Source organism: Thalassospira lucentensis MCCC 1A00383 = DSM 14000 (assembly GCF_000421265.1).
GTDB lineage: Bacteria > Pseudomonadota > Alphaproteobacteria > Rhodospirillales > Thalassospiraceae > Thalassospira > Thalassospira lucentensis.
The window spans coordinates 1-17,292 of record NZ_ATWN01000002.1; the positions used below are offsets into that span (position 1 = coordinate 1).

At 54.7% G+C, this 17,292-nt stretch carries 13 protein-coding genes; 6 read left to right on the top strand and 7 right to left on the bottom strand.

The window, feature by feature from the left end; all coding sequences use genetic code 11:
• On the bottom strand, nucleotides 1–278 hold a 278-nt coding region (locus K355_RS0104225; protein ID WP_022730861.1), incomplete at its 3' end, for an SDR family NAD(P)-dependent oxidoreductase.
• 148 nt (nucleotides 279–426) lie between these two features.
• A complete protein-coding gene (locus tag K355_RS0104230; RefSeq protein ID WP_022730862.1) occupies nucleotides 427–2,058 on the bottom strand; it encodes a sigma 54-interacting transcriptional regulator in 1,632 nt (543 codons plus the stop codon).
• Nucleotides 2,059–2,287: 229 nt separating this feature from the next.
• Between K355_RS0104230 and K355_RS0104235 the strand changes: the two genes are divergently transcribed.
• Entirely contained in the window at nucleotides 2,288–3,511 is a 1,224-nt protein-coding gene (locus K355_RS0104235; RefSeq protein WP_022730863.1) for a methionine gamma-lyase, read from the top strand.
• Nucleotides 3,512–3,638: 127 nt separating this feature from the next.
• Here K355_RS0104235 and K355_RS0104240 read toward each other — a convergent pair whose 3' ends face one another.
• Complete coding sequence (locus K355_RS0104240) at nucleotides 3,639–4,508, bottom strand: substrate-binding periplasmic protein (RefSeq protein WP_147250364.1); 870 nt, start codon at nucleotides 4,506–4,508, stop codon at nucleotides 3,639–3,641.
• A gap of 581 nt (nucleotides 4,509–5,089) precedes the next feature.
• Here K355_RS0104240 and K355_RS0104245 point away from each other — a divergent pair.
• From K355_RS0104245 to K355_RS0104260, 3 genes are all read left to right on the top strand, one after another.
• Complete coding sequence (locus K355_RS0104245) at nucleotides 5,090–7,474, top strand: transketolase (protein WP_033368577.1); 2,385 nt, start codon at nucleotides 5,090–5,092, stop codon at nucleotides 7,472–7,474.
• A gap of 174 nt (nucleotides 7,475–7,648) precedes the next feature.
• Nucleotides 7,649–8,806, top strand: a complete 1,158-nt coding sequence (locus K355_RS0104255; protein WP_022730867.1) for an HPP family protein — start codon at nucleotides 7,649–7,651, stop codon at nucleotides 8,804–8,806.
• Nucleotides 8,807–8,950: 144 nt separating this feature from the next.
• Nucleotides 8,951–9,967 carry an Ldh family oxidoreductase gene (locus tag K355_RS0104260; RefSeq protein ID WP_022730868.1) on the top strand — a complete coding sequence of 339 codons (1,017 nt, stop codon included), beginning with the start codon at nucleotides 8,951–8,953 and terminating at the stop codon, nucleotides 9,965–9,967.
• Nucleotides 9,968–10,024: 57 nt separating this feature from the next.
• On the opposite strand, the gene K355_RS0104265 is transcribed toward K355_RS0104260, so the two are convergent.
• From K355_RS0104265 to K355_RS0104280, 4 genes are all read right to left on the bottom strand, one after another.
• Nucleotides 10,025–10,519 carry a hypothetical protein gene (locus K355_RS0104265; protein ID WP_033368547.1) on the bottom strand — a complete coding sequence of 165 codons (495 nt, stop codon included), beginning with the start codon at nucleotides 10,517–10,519 and terminating at the stop codon, nucleotides 10,025–10,027.
• Nucleotides 10,520–10,611: 92 nt separating this feature from the next.
• Nucleotides 10,612–11,382, bottom strand: coding sequence for a MarC family protein (locus K355_RS0104270; RefSeq protein WP_245562908.1), 771 nt, complete (start codon nucleotides 11,380–11,382; stop codon nucleotides 10,612–10,614).
• 158 nt (nucleotides 11,383–11,540) lie between these two features.
• On the bottom strand, nucleotides 11,541–11,879 hold the full coding sequence (locus tag K355_RS23085) for an HNH endonuclease family protein (protein ID WP_022730871.1): 339 nt from the start codon (nucleotides 11,877–11,879) through the stop codon (nucleotides 11,541–11,543).
• A 6-nt stretch (nucleotides 11,880–11,885) separates the two neighbouring features.
• Entirely contained in the window at nucleotides 11,886–12,779 is an 894-nt protein-coding gene (locus K355_RS0104280; RefSeq protein ID WP_022730872.1) for a M48 family metalloprotease, read from the bottom strand.
• A gap of 479 nt (nucleotides 12,780–13,258) precedes the next feature.
• On the opposite strand from K355_RS0104280, the gene K355_RS0104285 reads away from it, so the two are divergent.
• Together K355_RS0104285 and K355_RS0104290 are read left to right on the top strand one after the other, a co-directional pair.
• Nucleotides 13,259–15,751 (top strand): type I secretion system permease/ATPase, encoded by a 2,493-nt coding sequence (locus K355_RS0104285; protein WP_022730873.1) that lies wholly within the window; start codon nucleotides 13,259–13,261, stop codon nucleotides 15,749–15,751.
• Complete coding sequence (locus K355_RS0104290; protein WP_022730874.1) at nucleotides 15,751–17,055, top strand: HlyD family type I secretion periplasmic adaptor subunit; 1,305 nt, start codon at nucleotides 15,751–15,753, stop codon at nucleotides 17,053–17,055. Before K355_RS0104285 ends, K355_RS0104290 begins: the two co-directional genes overlap by 1 nt.
• Nucleotides 17,056–17,292 lie beyond the last annotated feature (237 nt).

The window sequence follows — 17,292 nt, forward strand, 5'->3', positions numbered from 1 at the left end:
CCGGCATTATTGATCAGGATGTCGGCACCGCCGCCAAATTTATCGGCGGCATCTTTCATCATTGCTTCGATTTGATCGGGCTTGGACAGGTCCGCGCCATTGTAATAGGCGGTCACACCAAAGTCGGTTTCAAGTGATTTTCGGGTGGCTTCGATCTCGTCCTTGTCGCCAAAACCATTAAGCATGATGTCCGCCCCGGCCCCGGCAAGTGCCTTTGCCATCGCAAGGCCAATGCCACTGGTGGAGCCGGTTACAAGTGCGCGTTTTCCTGTCAGCATGATGTCTTCTCCCTGAGGGTGAGGCGTTGGGGCCTCTTATTAACTTAGGAGGATCATGCCGCAGCGCAATGTAAAGCGCAACGCCAGACAAAAGAAAGGCGGGTCCGGTGCTGTTCAGGCGATGTTGGGGGGGGGGGGGGGCGCACGATCAACTGCCGATGCCGTATTTGCGCAGTTTGTTGGCAATCGATGTATGCGATACGCCCAGCCGTTCAGCCAGCTTGCGTGAGCTTGGGTAGTCGGGATAAAGCCGGGCCAGCATTTCCCGCTCGATCATGGTCATGCCGGTGGCGAAATCCTGCGCGGCAAGGGCGTTGGTGATGATGTCAGGTTGTTGGGGCGCGCCGGGGCGCATATTGCTGCCTGCGGTATCGGGTGTGTACGAGGTCGGTGTTTCGTTGGTGCGCGGTGCGGTGCCGATGGCCGCGTCAGTCAGATCGCGTGCGCTTAGCACATCGCCATCGAGCAGGGCGACGGCGCGAAACAGGGTGTTTTCCAATTCGCGCACATTGCCCGGCCAGTCATGGCGGGTTAACCAAGCAAGCGCATCATTGGCAAGATACGGTGTGGCGCGTTCAGTTTGCTGGGCGGTGCGGTCGATAAAAAACTGGGCCAGATCGTTGATGTCTTCAATCCGGTCACGGAGCGGGGGCAACGTAATGCCAAGCACGTTGAGGCGGAAATACAGGTCTTCGCGAAACGTCCCGTCATGGGACATGGCTTCAAGATCACGGTTGGTTGCACTGATGATCCGCACATCAACGGCGATTTCATCCGTCCCCCCGACCCGGCGGAACCGGCCATCTTGCAAGACACGCAGCAATTTCGCCTGCAAATAAGGCGTCAGCTCGCCGATTTCATCCAAAAACAGCGTGCCACCATCGGCAAGCTCCAGTAATCCCGGTTTGCCGCCGCGCCGGGCACTGGTAAAGGCCCCGGCGGCATAGCCAAACAGCTCGCTTTCGGCCAAACCTTCGGGCATGGCGGCACAGTTCAAGGCCAAAAACGGCTGGTCAATGCAGGAACTGGCCCGGTGGGATGCGCGTGCGAAGAGTTCCTTGCCAGTACCGGTTTCGCCCAAAATCAAAAGCGGTGCGTCAATCGCGGCAAGGCGTTTGGCCTGTGATTTAACCCGCGTCATTGCCCGGCTTTCGCCGATAATGTCGTCAAATCCGGTGTGGCTGCGATCCTGAAGGGCGGTAATCACCCGGCCCAGCCGGGCGGCCCGGTGAAACACCATCACCCCGCCCCACGGTGTGGTGTCATCCGCGTCGGATCCATCATCGACATGGCCAATCGGTTCGACCTGTAGCAAATAGGTCTGGCCACCCAGAATCACCTCGCGCTCGGGCAGGTGAAAATGACTTTGGCGTAAATCTTCAATTGATGGATCGCTTAAAATAAAAGAAATATCACGATCACGAAGATCTTTCTCGGAAGTGCCGGTAATCGTCTGTGCGGCCGGGTTGGCTTGGGCAATCTGGCCATTGGCATCGACCGCAATCACCGGGTTGCCAAAGGCGGCCAAGGTCGCATGAAGCTGCGCACGGCGACGTTCAGTTGGCAGCCGGTCAATTTCACGGATGCCCGATATGCCGGGAATTTGTTTAAGCGCATGGGACAGCAGCGGAAACCGTTCCGGGCGGATGGCCGGGATGTCGGCATAGATGTAATGGGTGGTGACCTCAAAGGCGCGGATATCGAGCCCCTGATCGGTCAGCACATTGACCACATCACGGGTAATACCAAGCCTGTTTTCGCCCTGAATTTCAAACCGCATGACTGTACCGATAGGTTTACACTGTAAATAATAGTGTACAGGCGGGTTTTCAGCAAATCCACATAATTCCCCCGATTATTCAATTTTGGTGAGCAATCGTCTGTAAACTATTATTTACAGATGGCAAGAGAGCATTTTACGGGAAAATGCCTGAAACCGGCACTTTTGATCATCTGGCACAGGCCTTGCGGGTATGTGGGGATAACAAACGCAATTTCGGGAGCCCACCATGTCTGCAGACCTTAAAACCAATGCCAAAACCGGTTTCGCCACCCGTGCCATTCATCATGGTTATGACCCGCAAAGTCACAATGGGGCGCTGAACCAGCCGGTCTATATGTCCTCGACCTTTGCCTTTGAAACCGCCGAGCAGGGCGGGCGGTTCTTTGCAGGTGGCGAGCAGGGATTTATCTATTCGCGCATTGCCAATCCGACGCTTGATTTGCTGGAAAAACGCCTGGCTGTGCTTGAAGGCGGGGAAGCTTCGGTTGCGACCGCATCGGGCATGGGGGCGATCACGTCCGTGTTCTGGACCTTCATTGCACCGGGTGATGAGATCATTATCGATCGCACGCTTTATGGCTGCACATTTGCCTATTTCCGCCATGGCCTGGAAAAGTTTGGCATCAAGCACACCCATGTCGACTTGACCGACCCGGCGGAGCTTGAAAAGGCGATTTCCGACAAGACCAAGATTGTCTACTTCGAAACCCCGGCCAACCCGAACATGCGTCTGGTCGATATCGAAGCGATTTCCGAGATTGCCCATAAACATGGGGCGAAAGTTGTTGTCGATAACACCTATTGCACGCCGTATTTGCAGCGCCCGATTGAGCTTGGTGCGGATATCGTTGTCCATTCAGCGACCAAATATCTGGGCGGGCATGGGGACCTTATGGCCGGTGGGGTGATTGGTTCGACCGAGGACATGATGCAGGTTCGATTGATCGGCTTGAAGGATATGACCGGTGCTGTTTTATCCGCACAGGACGCCAACCTTGTTATGCGCGGGCTTAAAACGCTGGAGCTGCGCATGGAACGTCATTGTGACAATGCCGAGAAAATTGCCGATTTCCTTGCGAACCATCCCAAGGTCGAAAAGGTCTTTTATCCGGGCCTTGAAAGCGATCCGCAGCACGTGCTGGCCAAAAAGCAGATGGACCGTTTTGGCGGGATGATTGCGTTTGAGCTGAAAGGCGGGATCGAAGAAGGTCGTAAATTGATGAACGGTCTTCATATGATTACCCGTGCGGTCAGTCTTGGGGACGCCGAAACGCTGATCCAGCATCCGGCATCGATGACCCATTCGACCTATACCCCCGAAGAACGTGCGGAATATCAGATCACCGATGGTTTGATCCGTCTGTCCGCCGGGCTTGAAAGCATCGGCGATATTTTGGCCGATCTTGGTCAGGCGCTTGATGGGGATGAAATGGCGATTGCGGCTGAATAGAGCCATCAATCCTAAGCACGATCAACTGTCGCCAATCGGATGAATGTTCATTTCCGCGAAGGATCTTGGATTGAGTCCGGTTGGCGATTTGATTTTGGGTTTGAATGTTCGGTTCGTTTTCTAGGCCTTAATCGAAAAGACCGAATTTTTTCATGGTCTGGCGCGATTTTTCCGGCAATGAACGGTTTTCTATGCGTAAAAGATGGATTTTCCGCAGATTCACTTCTTTAAATGATGCTGTGGTTTCGCGGTGATTTTTCAGCAAGTTCAATAGCATGCCGTTTGAGTAAGCCCGTTCAAGACCTGTCTGGATTACATCGCGCAGTTGGGGTGTTTTCGGACTGACAAAGAAATAGATCGGCTGCGGGTAATAAAGTGCGATATCGGGTGAGACGACAATGTTTGGCGCCTCTTGCTTCATCCAGTTCCATTCACCGATAATTTGCCAATAGGCCCTTGGGTATAGGTCAAAGCGCCGGAATTCGAGCATCCGATGCAGTGTCTTGTAACGTCCGGGGATTACATTAAAGCCATTGTCGATCAGAATTTGACCGTCAGGCCAACCAAGCCCCTGCCCCATCGAAAATTTCCGAAGTTCATCAAGCGTTTGAATATGCGCCAATTCAGTACGCGTTTCAGGACGTGCCATGAAAAGCCGGAGCCCTGTGGTGCCAAGGTAAATCGGCACGTACGCTGCCAGAAGTTTGTCTTCACGGTCCTGCGTTGTGCCAAAGAAAACGGTATTGATCTGATCACCTGTTTGCAGCATCGAAATACGGCGTTCTTCGGTGGGGTATTCAACGCAGACCGGTGTGATGGCAATGTCCGTGGGACCGAGCCGCAAAGCCAACCGCAACAGGTCAACATGGTATTCGGAATGTTGATCCCATGTAATGCGCCCGAGACAGTAATCGGACGTAGTATCCATCGGCAGGCGGACATCAACAGGGCTTTGTACTGTGCCTGTATCTGCGGCGTGGGCCGCCGATATGGTCATGTTGCCAACCGCAAGCACCACCATTGCTGCCCTGAAAATGGCGGTGCATCGGGCATGAAAACTCAGGATTGGTCGCGGTATGGGCGGCAGCATGAAAGAGAAAACAGTGTCCAGGGTTTGGAGTGTGCACAGCGGTCAAAATCATATGTGTAGATTTTATATATAGCCTTTCAATCAGTTAGCGATGTCTTAAGTACGCAGGTAAATTGGTTCGAAAATTGGTGCGCCGGGCTTGAAAAGCGCCGAGGCAACATTTTCCATCTGTGTTCGGATGCGGGGGACTCTTGGGAAGGGCCCGAATTTCAGTAAGTACATGCATTTGTAAGGGGCATCGAATCGTGCTGGCGTTACCGCATTTTGAGACCACGAAATATTGTTTCAGATGGGAAATTCGAAGGTTTTGGCAGGTTCGTCGCAGCAGATTCCACAGGTCGGTCGAAATCGCCGAATCTTGTGTGAAACTTGGGGGCGGGAACTTGATTTTTGCGCCGTCTGTTTAAAAATCGGTAATTCAATACCGGAATGTTGCGGTGAGCCGGATGGCCGCCGTGCATAACCCACATCAAAAGGTGTTACGTAAGATGTCCGCACAAGATGCCACCCCGGAAATCGGTGAAATTATCGAAGCAAGCTCAACCGGTCAGGTAAAGGCCGAAGATCTAGAGATGCTCGGTCAGATCGAGAAAAAGGTGCGGTGGCTATCAAGCTGGACCATCCATAACGCCAACCATCTGCGTCCCAAACGCGATGGCATTAAGGTTGGTGGGCATCAGGCCAGCTGTGCGTCGATGACAACCTTGATGACAGCCCTTTATTTCAATGTTCTGCGTCCGCAGGACCGGGTGGCGGTCAAGCCGCATGCCAGCCCGGTATTCCATGCGATTAATTATCTGTTTGGCCGTCAGACCAAGGAAAAGCTGGAAAAATTCCGGTCATTTGGCGGTGCGCAATCCTATCCATCGCGGACCAAGGATGGCGATCAGGTTGATTTTTCAACCGGGTCGGTTGGCCTTGGCGCGGCGGTAACAAACTTCGCCGCGTTAACGCAGGATTACCTGCGATATAAGGATATGCTGCCCAAGGGCGAGGTTCCGGGGCGCATGGTCGCCCTTGTCGGCGATGCCGAGCTTGATGAAGGCAATATTTACGAAGCGCTGCTTGATACCTGGAAGCATGACATTCGCAATGTCTGGTGGGTGATTGATTATAACCGTCAAAGCCTTGACGGCATGATTGATGCGCATCTGTTTCGCGTGATTGGCCGGTTTTTCCGTGCTGTGGGCTGGAACGTGATTACCATTAAATATGGCCGTAAATTGCACGAAGCCTTTGCCAAGCCGGGGGGTAAGTCACTTAAGAAATGGCTGAATGACGTGCCCAACGACATTTATTCGGCCCTGACGTTTCAGGGCGGGGCGGCATGGCGCGCACAAATCACATCCGATATGCCCGGTGATAATGCGTTGGTCAGTCTGTTGGGCGAATATGAAGATGATGCGCTGCATGACCTGATGACTAATCTGGGCGGGCATTGCATGGAGGCCGTGCTGAGCGCGTTTGATGCGGTGCCAAATGACAAGCCAACCATCTTTATCGCCTATACCGTTAAGGGATATGGCACCCCGCTTCAGGGGCATAAGGACAATCATGCGGGCCTGATGAATGTGCCGCAGATGGACACGTTTAAGGAACAAAACCGCGTTGAAGACGGACAAGAGTGGGATTTTGCCGCCGGATTGGATATATCAGAGGATAAAATCCGGAGTTATATTAAAAATGCCCCATTCAATGACGCCGCATCCCGCCACAAAAAGGCGGATGTCATTACCATTCCCGACATGCCCTATGCGCGGACAGATACATCAAGCACGCAGGAAGTGTTTGGTAAAATCCTCAATGAACTGGCCAAGATGAAAAAAAGCGATCTGTCTGATCGCATTGTCACCACATCGCCCGATGTGACGGTGTCGACCAACCTTGGCGGGTTTGTGAACCAGCGCGGGTTGTTTGGCCGCGAAGACCTTGCCGATGAGTTTCGCGAACGCAAGGTTCCTTCGGCCCAGAAATGGATACGTTCGCCAAGCGGCCAGCATGTCGAACTGGGTATTGCCGAAAACAATCTGTTTTTGAATTTGGCCGCCCTTGGTCTGTCGCACAGTCTGTTTGGGCAGCGATTGTTCCCGATTGGCACGCTGTATGATCCGTTCATTGCGCGCGGGTTGGATGCGCTCAATTACGCCTGTTATCAGGATGCGCGGTTTATGGTTGTCGCCACACCAAGCGGCATTTCATTGGCCCCGGAAGGTGGCGCGCATCAGTCGATCAGCACACCGATGATCGGTATGGGCCAGCCCGGCCTGACCAGCTTTGAGCCGAGCTTTGGCGATGAAGTCGCCGCAATCATGGGCTGGTCGTTCGATCATATGCAGGCCGAGGACGGCGGGTCGATTTACATGCGTTTGTCGACCAAGCCATTGAGCCAGCCTGAGCGTGATCTTTCGGATGCGGATAAATCCGATATTGTTTCGGGTGGTTATTGGCTGCGTGAGCCGGGCGATGACTGCAAGATGGTGATTGCCTATTGCGGAGCCATGGCGCCCGAAGCGATTGCCGCATGGGAAAAGCTGTCGGAAGATCATCCGGGCTTGGGGCTTTTGGCCGTGACCTCGACCGACCGTCTGTACAACGAATGGCAGGACCTTGAGCGGGCCCGTCTTGAGGGCAAGGCGGATGCTCAGATGTCGCATGTGGAAAACCTGCTTAAACCGCTGGCATCCGATGCGCGCCTTGTGACCGTAATTGATGGTCATCCGGCGGCGTTAGCGTGGCTGGGTTCGGTGCGCGGACATGCGGTTGCCCCGTTGGGGGTGAATAATTTCGGCCAGTGCGGGGACAGCATTGCGCTTTATGAGCATTACCAGATCGGTACGGATGCGATCCTGCGCGCAGCCAAGCGGTGGGATTAAGGCGGTCCAGCCATCGTGCTGTAAGGGGAGGGCAATGTGCCCTCCCTTTTTTGTTGGTTTTCGGTGGGGAATTGTTGACCATGGATTGGAAACTAAGTACGAGAAAAATCCGCATTTTATAAAAATAAACAAAAGCCCCATGTTCAATCTTGGCCGGGGTGGTGAAACGTTCCTATGAATTTTACACGTCTTCGCGGACTTTATCCGGCGATGCCCATGAACACGCCAAAGGAAGCTTTGCGTGCCGGAATGGGCGCGTTAATTGGCTTGGGTGTTGCTGGTTTCTTGCTGTCGTTCTTTGACTTGCAGGGGGCTGGTCTTTATCTGATTGCGCCGTTTGGGGCGTCATCGGTGTTGTTATTTGCTGTGCCCAACAGCCCGCTTGCCCAGCCGTGGTCGGCGATTGTCGGCAACAGTGTGTCGGCCTTGGCCGGTATTGCCGTTTGTCACGTGGTGAGTGATCCGGTTTTATGTGTGGCTTTGGCGGTTGGCGTCGCGATTACGGCGATGATCCTTTTGCGCGCGGTTCACCCACCGGGTGGGGCGGTTGCCATGGTGGCGGCGCTGAACCCCGATCTTGTCACTGATCTCGGCTTTCGCTTTGCCGTCACACCGGTTGGCGTGGTGACAGGCATTCTTGTTCTGATTGCGGTATTTTATGCCCGCGCGACGGGGCGGACATATCCGTTGCGGCATTTTGACGACAAGAGTACCCATGATACCGCAGACCGCCCGCCGATCGAGCGTCTTGGACTGGATGAGGGGGAACTCAATGCCATCCTGCAGCAATACCGTCAGTCGTTGAACCTTGGTGTTGAAGACCTGGCACGTTTGATCAGTGCGGCGGAATTTCAGGTGGCGGCACATCGCACCGGGCCAATTACCGCCAAGCAGATCATGTCACGGGACTTGGTGACGGTGGATGCTGACACGCCGCTTGGCGAAGTTGCCGATCTTTTCCGGCGTCACGGTTTCAAGTCATTGCCGGTTATCGAAAAGGATGGCCGCTATATCGGTGTGATTTTCCAAATACATCTGATCCGCCGGGCCAGAGAAGACGCGCTGCGTCTGGACCGTGGTTTGTTGCCTGCGATGGCGCGGCTCATTGATCTGGGGCGCACGGCCCCGGTGCGCGCAATCGAGATCATGTCGGTGACCGAACCACGCGCAACAGCAAGTACACCCATTGCGGCCCTTTTGCCATTAATGGCGGATGGGGCTTGTGATGCTGTGCCGGTGATCGAGGATGGCAAAATCATTGGCATTGTCACCCGAACCGACCTGATTGCGGCCTTGGCGCATGCGGGGCTGAATTCCCCAACGCAACCTTAAAGTCAAAAGCGTTTTGCCCGGTGCGCAGGATATGAGCAGTGTATCATCGGCTTCCGTCCTTGTGCCTTGGTGCAGTGCCTTTCGGATGTTACATACTTGTAAATACAAGTTACTTCACCCTGACTCTATGAAATGGAATGCCCCATGAGCGATGCGGTCACTTTAACAGTCGAACAGGCAGAAAGACTTAGTCTTGCTGTGCTTGAAGGGAACGGTTTTAGCCATGATCACGCCGCGGCAATCATGCGCAGTGTTGTGGCTGCGCAAACCGATGAATGCCACTCGCATGGTCTGTATCGGTTGATTGGCTGTGTGCAGGCCGCACGCAATGGCGGACTTGATACCCATGCCGAACCGGAAATCATGGATCAGGCGCCTGCGATCACACGGGTCAATGCGCATAAGGGATGCTCGCTTCTTTCGTTCGAGAAAGGCTTGCCTTATTTGATTGAAAAATCGCGCCATTGCGGTGTGTCGGTGCTGGCGATCAATAACAGTTTCCATTTCTCGGCACTCTGGCCAGAGGTCGAGCAGATTTCGGCACAGGGGTTGGTTGGCATTGCCATGACACCAACCCATGCCTTTGTTGCACCAGCCGGCGGCTCCAAACCGCTTTTGGGAACCAATCCGATTGCCTTTTCTTGGCCACGTCCGGGTACGACGCCCTATACGTTTGATTTTGCGACCAGCGTGATTGCGCGTGGTGACATTGAACTGCACCGACGGGCGGGCAAAACCATCCCCGAAGGATGGGCGGTTGACCAGACAGGTGCGCCGACGACCGATCCGGCAGAGGCCCTTGCCGGTGCGATGCTGACCTTTGGCGGGCATAAGGGATCGGCATTGTCGACCATGATTGGCCTTCTGGCCGGGCCGTTGATCGGTGATGTGCTGGGCCATGAAACCCATGCGGCAACCGAGGATACGCCGGGCAATCCGCATCACGGCGAAATCATCATCGCCTTTTCCCCGGAAACCTTTTTGGGGGCGGATGCACAAAAGCATCTGGATCATGCCGAGGACGTGTTTGAACGGATTGTTGAACAGGGTGCCCGCCTGCCATCCCAACGACGGTTTGAGGCGCGTCAACGCAGTGCCCAAAATGGTGTCACGATTCCCAAGGTGCTGCATGAGGAGCTCACTGCACTTGCTGGGCGTTAATCAAGTGACCGCGTACAGATGATAGAAAGCAAGAAAGGGATGGCAGTTTTCCTCTCTTTATTGCTTTTGGGGTTGAACAGGAGCGTCGCTCTTAGGAATTTGGATCGTATACTTCGGTACATTCTCTGGTAGCTCTGCCAATCTCCGTTGAGCTGCTCTTACGTAGGTTTCTATTACCTCGTCTTGTACTTCCCCGGTGCCGAGAGCTTTTCGTAGTGCTTGCAAACTATGGACAGTTTGATCGATACACTCTTCTGGCAACTGATTGTGACAATAGTATTTTGTTGAAGCTGCATTGGTCGCAATCACCTCTGCGGGCATTAAAGCTGCTAATCGGAGCAGGGCAGTTGCGTCGTCGAAGATAGCTCCGTTAGGGTCTCTGAATTCTCGTACTTGCATGCGGCTAATTTCGCGTAATTGATATTCCGCAAGCTGTAGTTTCTGGTCAGCGAAATATGTTAGCCCTACAGTAATAGCGCTGCCTGCAATAGCTCCGACGGCTGCTGGTAATAATCCATTTGTTAAAATACCGATGGCGATTTTGCGCATCATGTGTCCTCGTCTTAGCTACCAAGCTGGGTGAATGTATACCGGGGAGTGTACCACAGGCCCAAGTGTTGTGGAGGCTGTGCTGCCTCAGGTTGTCAGAAAAACGCCTGCTTGATCCCGTCGATGATGAATTGTACCGCAAGGGCGGCCAAGATCATGCCGAGCAGGCGGGAGACGACGGTGGCAACTGTCGGGCTGAGGCGTTTGGCGACCACGTTTGACAGCATGAAGAAGACGAAGGCAATCAGCATTACCACGGCGACAACGCCAATGACGCTGGCCTGCATGGCGACGTTGTCTTCGAATTTCCCCATCAACAGCATCACCGATGCGATGGAGCCCGGACCCGACAGGAACGGGATCGACATCGGGAAAATCGACACATCGTCGGCTTCGTCGTCGGGGATGGTTTGGTCCGTTTTTGATTTTGTAACGGCTTTGGGTTTTGTCTTGTCACCGTCGTGGTCGTCTTCAAGTTCCTGATGGACCTGTTCGGCGCGCTCGTTGCGTTTCTGGCTGCGTTTTTCAAACAGCATTTCAAGCGCGATCAGGAAAAGAAGCGTGCCGCCTGCGATGCGAAAGGCTGGCATGTGGATGCCAAAGATGCCCAGTAATCCTTCGCCAATCAGTGCGAAGGCCGCGAGAATGAAAAAGCTGGTCAAACAGGCGCGGATCGCCATGCGCCTACGGTGGGCGGCACTTGTACCCTGCGTCAAAACGATGAAAACCGGCACCAGTCCCAACGGGTCAATGATGACGAACAGGGTGACAAAGACCGGTATCAGGTCATTGAGCATATCGGCACTTGGCATTGGTTTTCCCCGGTTGGTCACATGCAGGTGTGTCGATCCTAGAGCGTATTGCATTTAATCGGCACCAATTTTGCCCTTTCCTTGCAGGGCAGAAGGTTACCTCCGGCAAAACTGGTGCCGATTAAATGCAATACGCTCTAGTACCGATCTGACCCGTTTGCGTAAATGATAAACATATCCGGGATGGGGTAACAGTCCCGATAAAATGGTCTTTAGCGCCGGTTTGACCGTTTGCGGCCATATCGCCCGCTGTTTTCAGGCCAGTCGATGTAGTCGGCGGGTTTTTTGCGCACCCATTTGATGAATTTGATCATGTCGGGGTGGCGTGTCAGCTTTTCGGGTTGATCAAAATCACGGGCAAGGGTGGCCTCGTCAAACAGCCGGTGGATCATGCGGTGGCAGACCCGGTGCAGCCATTGGGTTTCTGTTCCGCCCTGTGATTTGGGTGTCCAGTGATGGCGGTCAACCGTTGGTCCGGCATGCATCGGGCGACCACAGATCGGGCAGGGGCCAAGATCGGCACTGTTTTGGGGATCGGGTTGAAACGACATGGATGATTATGAGCCGGGCATGCGTCGGCTTTCAAAGAATTTTTGCCATGTGCCGGGCTTTAGGGCGCGCAACCCATTCACCCGGGCGCGGATGCTGGGGTGGGTGTCGAGTATGCTGGGCGGCTGGGTGCTGCGATAGGGGATAAGGCCCAGGCGTTTTTTGTTGATCTGATCAATATGGAGTAGGGCGTCAATCATGTCTTCCGGGCCATTGAGAAGGTCACTCGCACCGTGATCGGCGGCAAATTCCCGATTACGGATGACCGCACGTTGCAACAGGAAACTGATGGTCGGGATGATGCCAAACAGAATAATCATCCAGCCCGGTGGATTGAAGTTGCCAAACAACGCCAGTGCCAAACCAAAAATCGCAACCGTCCATGTCGCGCGATAGATCACATCGGTGATCAACAAAATGCGCGTATCGCCGTGCCATGCATGGGCGATTTCATGGGCCAGCATGGCACGCATCTGACGCGGTGACAGGCCATGCAGGGCGTCGTTTGAAATGGCAATGCTGGTGCCCTTGTCCGTGCCGGTGGTGATGGCATTGACACCTTTGCCCGGTAGGACGAACAGCTTGGGCCGTTCGGTAAGCCCGGCGCGATCACACAGAAGCCCAACCATTTCATGGGTCGCTTCGTAGAAGTGTGGATCAAGCGGTTTGGCGCGCAGGAGCTTCATGACAAATTCGGATGAGACCATGGGTGAGAAAAGCAGCATCATCGCAACCGCAAGTGCGGCTGAGACAATCATGGTAAAGCCGCCAAGCATCCATGCACATCCTGCCAGAACCCCGATCATACAGATCAGAAGCGCCCCCGCGTGGGATGCGCCACCCGGATGGATGGCCAGAAAGCGCTGGATAAAAGCAGGAAGTGGTGAGTTTTCCTCTGGCATGGGGACTTTCACTGTTTGCGATGGTTTATTGTGATCAAGGAGCGGGGCGCTTTGAGAGGGCCTGACTGATGCAAAGTGGCGCTGTTGCGTGTTGAAGTGCCATATAAATAAGGTGTGGCGTTGGGGTCTTAGGGGCAAGGGAGGCGATGGATAAAGTGATCGGGTGTGCTTTGAAAATGCAACGTCGATTGGTCACGCCAAGGCGATGAGACTCCGAAGCCGGAATTTGAGACTCGGGGCATGATGAACCGCCTGATCGGTCTTTGGGGACGGGTATCAGACGGATCAGAGTAATTTTATTGACGCATAACCTAATGAAATGAAGGGTTTTGCGCCTATTTGTTAACGCATCCTTATATATTCACCTAGAATAGTGGGAGTATGCAATTGGATAGGGTACCCGTCGCAGCACTCCTGCGTGGGACCATTGCTATGCGTGCTATGACTGATGACAGTGGTAAGTGAACCGGAAGGACATCATGGGCCTGTTGGATAAAATCCGGCCAAACCGCAAAGCGGATGCGGGACGCGAAGGGGATCGGACCCCGCTGGAACGGATGTTCTGGCGGTCGATTGCGCTCGTGGGCGGATTTAGCATGGTGATCAACCTGCTCAACATGGTCATTCCGATCTATTCCATGCAGGTATTTGACCGTGTGCTTTCAAGCCGCAGTGTCGATACGCTGGCCCTTCTGACCGTCGGCATCGGGCTTGTTCTTGTGTTCATTGCCTCTATGGAGCAATTGCGATCACGGGTTTTGATCCGGGTCGGAACGGCCCTTGATCTGCGTCTGGGTGGGGATCTGTTTGCCCATGTGGTGCAGCAATCTGCACGCGGAACACCCATGCGTCAGCGCCCGTTGCGCGATTTGTATGGCCTGCGCGGGTTTCTGACCGGGAGTGGTCCCTTTGCGCTGATCGATTTCCTATGGGCGCCTGTTTATATCGGCGTGGTGTTTGTTTTCGATTACCGTTTGGGCATGGTGGCCTGCGGCGGGGCGGTGCTTTTGATCGTGATTGCGATTGTCAACGAGGCCGCATCGAAGATTTCCGTCGACCGGTCCGAAGAAAGCCAGAACCGTGGCATCGCGCAGGAAGAAACCTATGTGCGCAATGCCGAGGCGATGGAAGCCATGGGTATGACGCCATCGGCCCGCCAACGGTGGCAGGCGGATCAATCCGACTCGCTTTATTGGGAAGGACAGGCAAGCCGCCGGGTTGGCACATCGACCACATTGTCGCATTTCATTCGCCTCGCGATGCAGGTGTGCTTTATCGGGGTTGGGGCTTATCTGGTTTTGTCCGAAAGCATCACAATCGGGATTATGGTGGCCTCCATGATCCTTGGGATGCGCGGGCTTGCCCCATTTGACGGGGCGGTTTCGGCGTGGCGCAGCTGGAATTCAGCGCGCAGTTCGTTTGATCGCCTTAATAAGATTTTGCTTGATAAAAAGCCGACCATTCCGGCCCCTTTGCCACGCGGTCGTGGCATGGCGGTGACGGTGGACCGGCTTGTTTTTGCGCCGCCCAACAGCCGAAATGTCCTGTTTAAGGGATTTTCGTTTAAGGCAGGACCGGGGCAGATCATTTCGATTGCCGGGTTTAACGGGGTGGGCAAGACCGCACTCTTAAAACTGATCATGGGCATCTGGTTGCCTGGATCGGGATCGGTCAAGCTTGACGAGGTTGAGGCATCGCGGATTGAACGTGGCGATATCGGCACGCAGATCGGGTATCTGTCGCAGAACCCGTTCCTGTTTCCCGGTACGATTGCCGAAAACATTGCCCGGCTGGGCAAAGCGGACATGCGCGATATCATTCAGGCCGCCGAGCTTGCCGGGGCGCATCAGTTTATCCTCGACCTTCAGGATGGATATGAAACGCGCGTGGATCGCGGTGGGCGAAACCTTTCGGGCGGGCAGCGACAATTGATTGCCCTTGCCGCGGCCCTGTTTGCCCGGCCGCGCATGCTGTTGCTTGACGAGCCGACGACGGCCCTTGATGACAATGGGGTGGCTCATATTGGCGATCTGATGGATGTTCTGCGTCGCAACGGCATTACCACCTTTATCGTCAGTCATGAGCGCGAAATTCTAAGCCGTGCGGATGCGATCCTTGCCCTTGCGGATGGGCAGATTAAAGTTGTGCCTGTACCCGGCCGAACGTCAATTCCAGCATCCACTGCGCCGGAAATGCCGGAAATGCCGGAAATATCAGGCAATTCAAGGGCAGTTCCCCCCGTGGCATCCAGACAGCCCGCGCCAGCAGACGGGCAGATGCGCATTACGCCAAAACAAATCGCTGTGCCCAACCCAGATGCGCCGCGTCCGATTGTTGAGAAAAACAGTGCTGCCCCCTCCCATCCTGCGGCGGTGAAACCCGACGTTGAAATGCCCGAAATTGCCGACTTTGGATCGGATGGTGCGGCAGGTGGATCCGCGCGGGCAGAGGCGGCAAAACAAGCCGCCGGGATTGCCAAACCCAAAATGGTGCCTCAGCCAACGCCGGGTGGCACAATGATGACCATGCGTCCGGTCGCGGAAAAACAAGCAGATGTCGCGGTGTCCAAATCGCCGTCGCCGACATCCCGAACCGCACCGAAAAAACCAAAGTCACCAGTGGCATCAAGGCCCGCCGTGGCAAAACGCCCGGCGGCAAAAGCCGCCGAGGCAGAGTCGCCAAAGCAGAAACCATTGAGCACCAAACGCACCGTGCGTGAGCAGGTGCAACTGACAGCGGCCGAACGTAAGAAAGCAGACGCGCAAGCGGTCATGGCCGCGCGTGAAGCCGCCGCCAGTCGGATGCGTCAATTCCGCGAAGATGCCGAACGTGAAGCCGCCAAACGCGATGCCAAGCGACCGCGACGTGCGATCGAACAACCCGTTGACACGCCACCGGCTCGTCCGCGCGGCGCACGGCCGCAATTGCGTGTGGTTGAAGGATCGGCACAACGTCGACGTGGTGGGGCTTGATGGCCGGAGTGGAACTGCCAACTGCGCGTGAACTTGATACCGATGTGAAACCGTTGGTGCGGATCGGGCTTTTGATCCTGATCCTTGGGTTTGGGTCGGTTTTGCTGTGGGCAGCAACCGCACAGGTTAATTCGGCGGCAACGGCAAGTGGGGTGGTCGCACCCTTTTCCGGGCGGCAAAGTGTTCAGCATCTTGAAGGCGGGATCATTCGCGACATTCTGGTGCGCAATGGGGCACGGGTGAAGGCCGGTGACGTGCTTATCAGCCTGGATGACACGCGCGCACGGGCAAGCTTTGATTTGCTTAATAACCGCTATCTCAATGCGCTGGCAACACAGACCCGATTGGTTGCCGAGCGTGGCAATCAGGATCGTCTGGTGTTCCCAGCACCACTTGAAGACCCGCGCTATTTTTCGATTACGGATGCGCAAAGAACCCTGTTTGACAGCCGCCGAAGCGCCTTTGCCGGTGAGCTTGCGCTTTATGACGAGCGGATCAAGGAGCTGCGCCGCGAAATTGTCGCCACGCGCGAGCAAAAGACCGCCGCCGAGCAACAGGTCGGGATCGTTAAGGAAGAGCTCGCCATGGTTAAGCCGATGGTCGACCTTGGCTATGCCCGGCGCACCCGGTTGTTACAGCTTGAAAGCCGGTTGGTTGAGACGCTTGGAAATATCGGGCGGTTCTCGGCAGATGTTGCGCGAATCGAGCAGCAAATTCAGCAGGTCAAAGCCAGTCAGTCGCAATTGATGCGCGATAACTTGCAAACCATCAATACCGAGCTTCGCGATATCCAGAGCGAGATTTCCGATCTGAATGAGCGTCTTCGGTCGGCCGAGGATATCCTGATACGGTCCGACATCAAGGCGCCGCGCCACGGCACGGTGACCAATATGCAGTTCACTACGGTCGGCGGTGTTGTTCCGCCCGGTGCCAAGGTGCTTGAAATTGTCCCGCTTGACGACCGTTTGGTGATTGAAGCACGTGTTTCGCCCAATGATATCGATGTGGTTTCGACCGGACTTGGCGTGAATATCCGTGTCACCGCCTTTAGCCAGCGCTGGTTTGCGCCGGTCAAGGGGACGGTGACGGATGTGTCGCCCGATCGTCTTACCGATGCTGAAGGCCGGTCTTATTTTCAGGCAATGATTGAGATTGATGCCGACAGCCTTGCCGAGCATGAGGGCATGATCCTATCGCCGGGGATGCCCGCCCAGTTGGAGATCGTGACCGGGGCACGGACGATTCTCGCGTACCTGTTTTCGCCGATCACCACCAGCTTTGATCGCGCATTCCGCGAACAATAAAGCATGCAGAACCCATGCGGCGTGGAATATCCGCACTATACAACCTGACAGATTCTGACAGGTCATGGATTCATCTTCCAAATTCCTCTGAAATATGAAAAAACCTACTTAATTAGATTCTGCTGCGTATATGCGGTTGCCGGATAGATTGTTCTAATCTATACTACTGTATATAAATTTGCTGCCTGAGTTTCTGGGTGGTTTTGGTAATCATAATTCCCAAGTAGGGAGTACGTG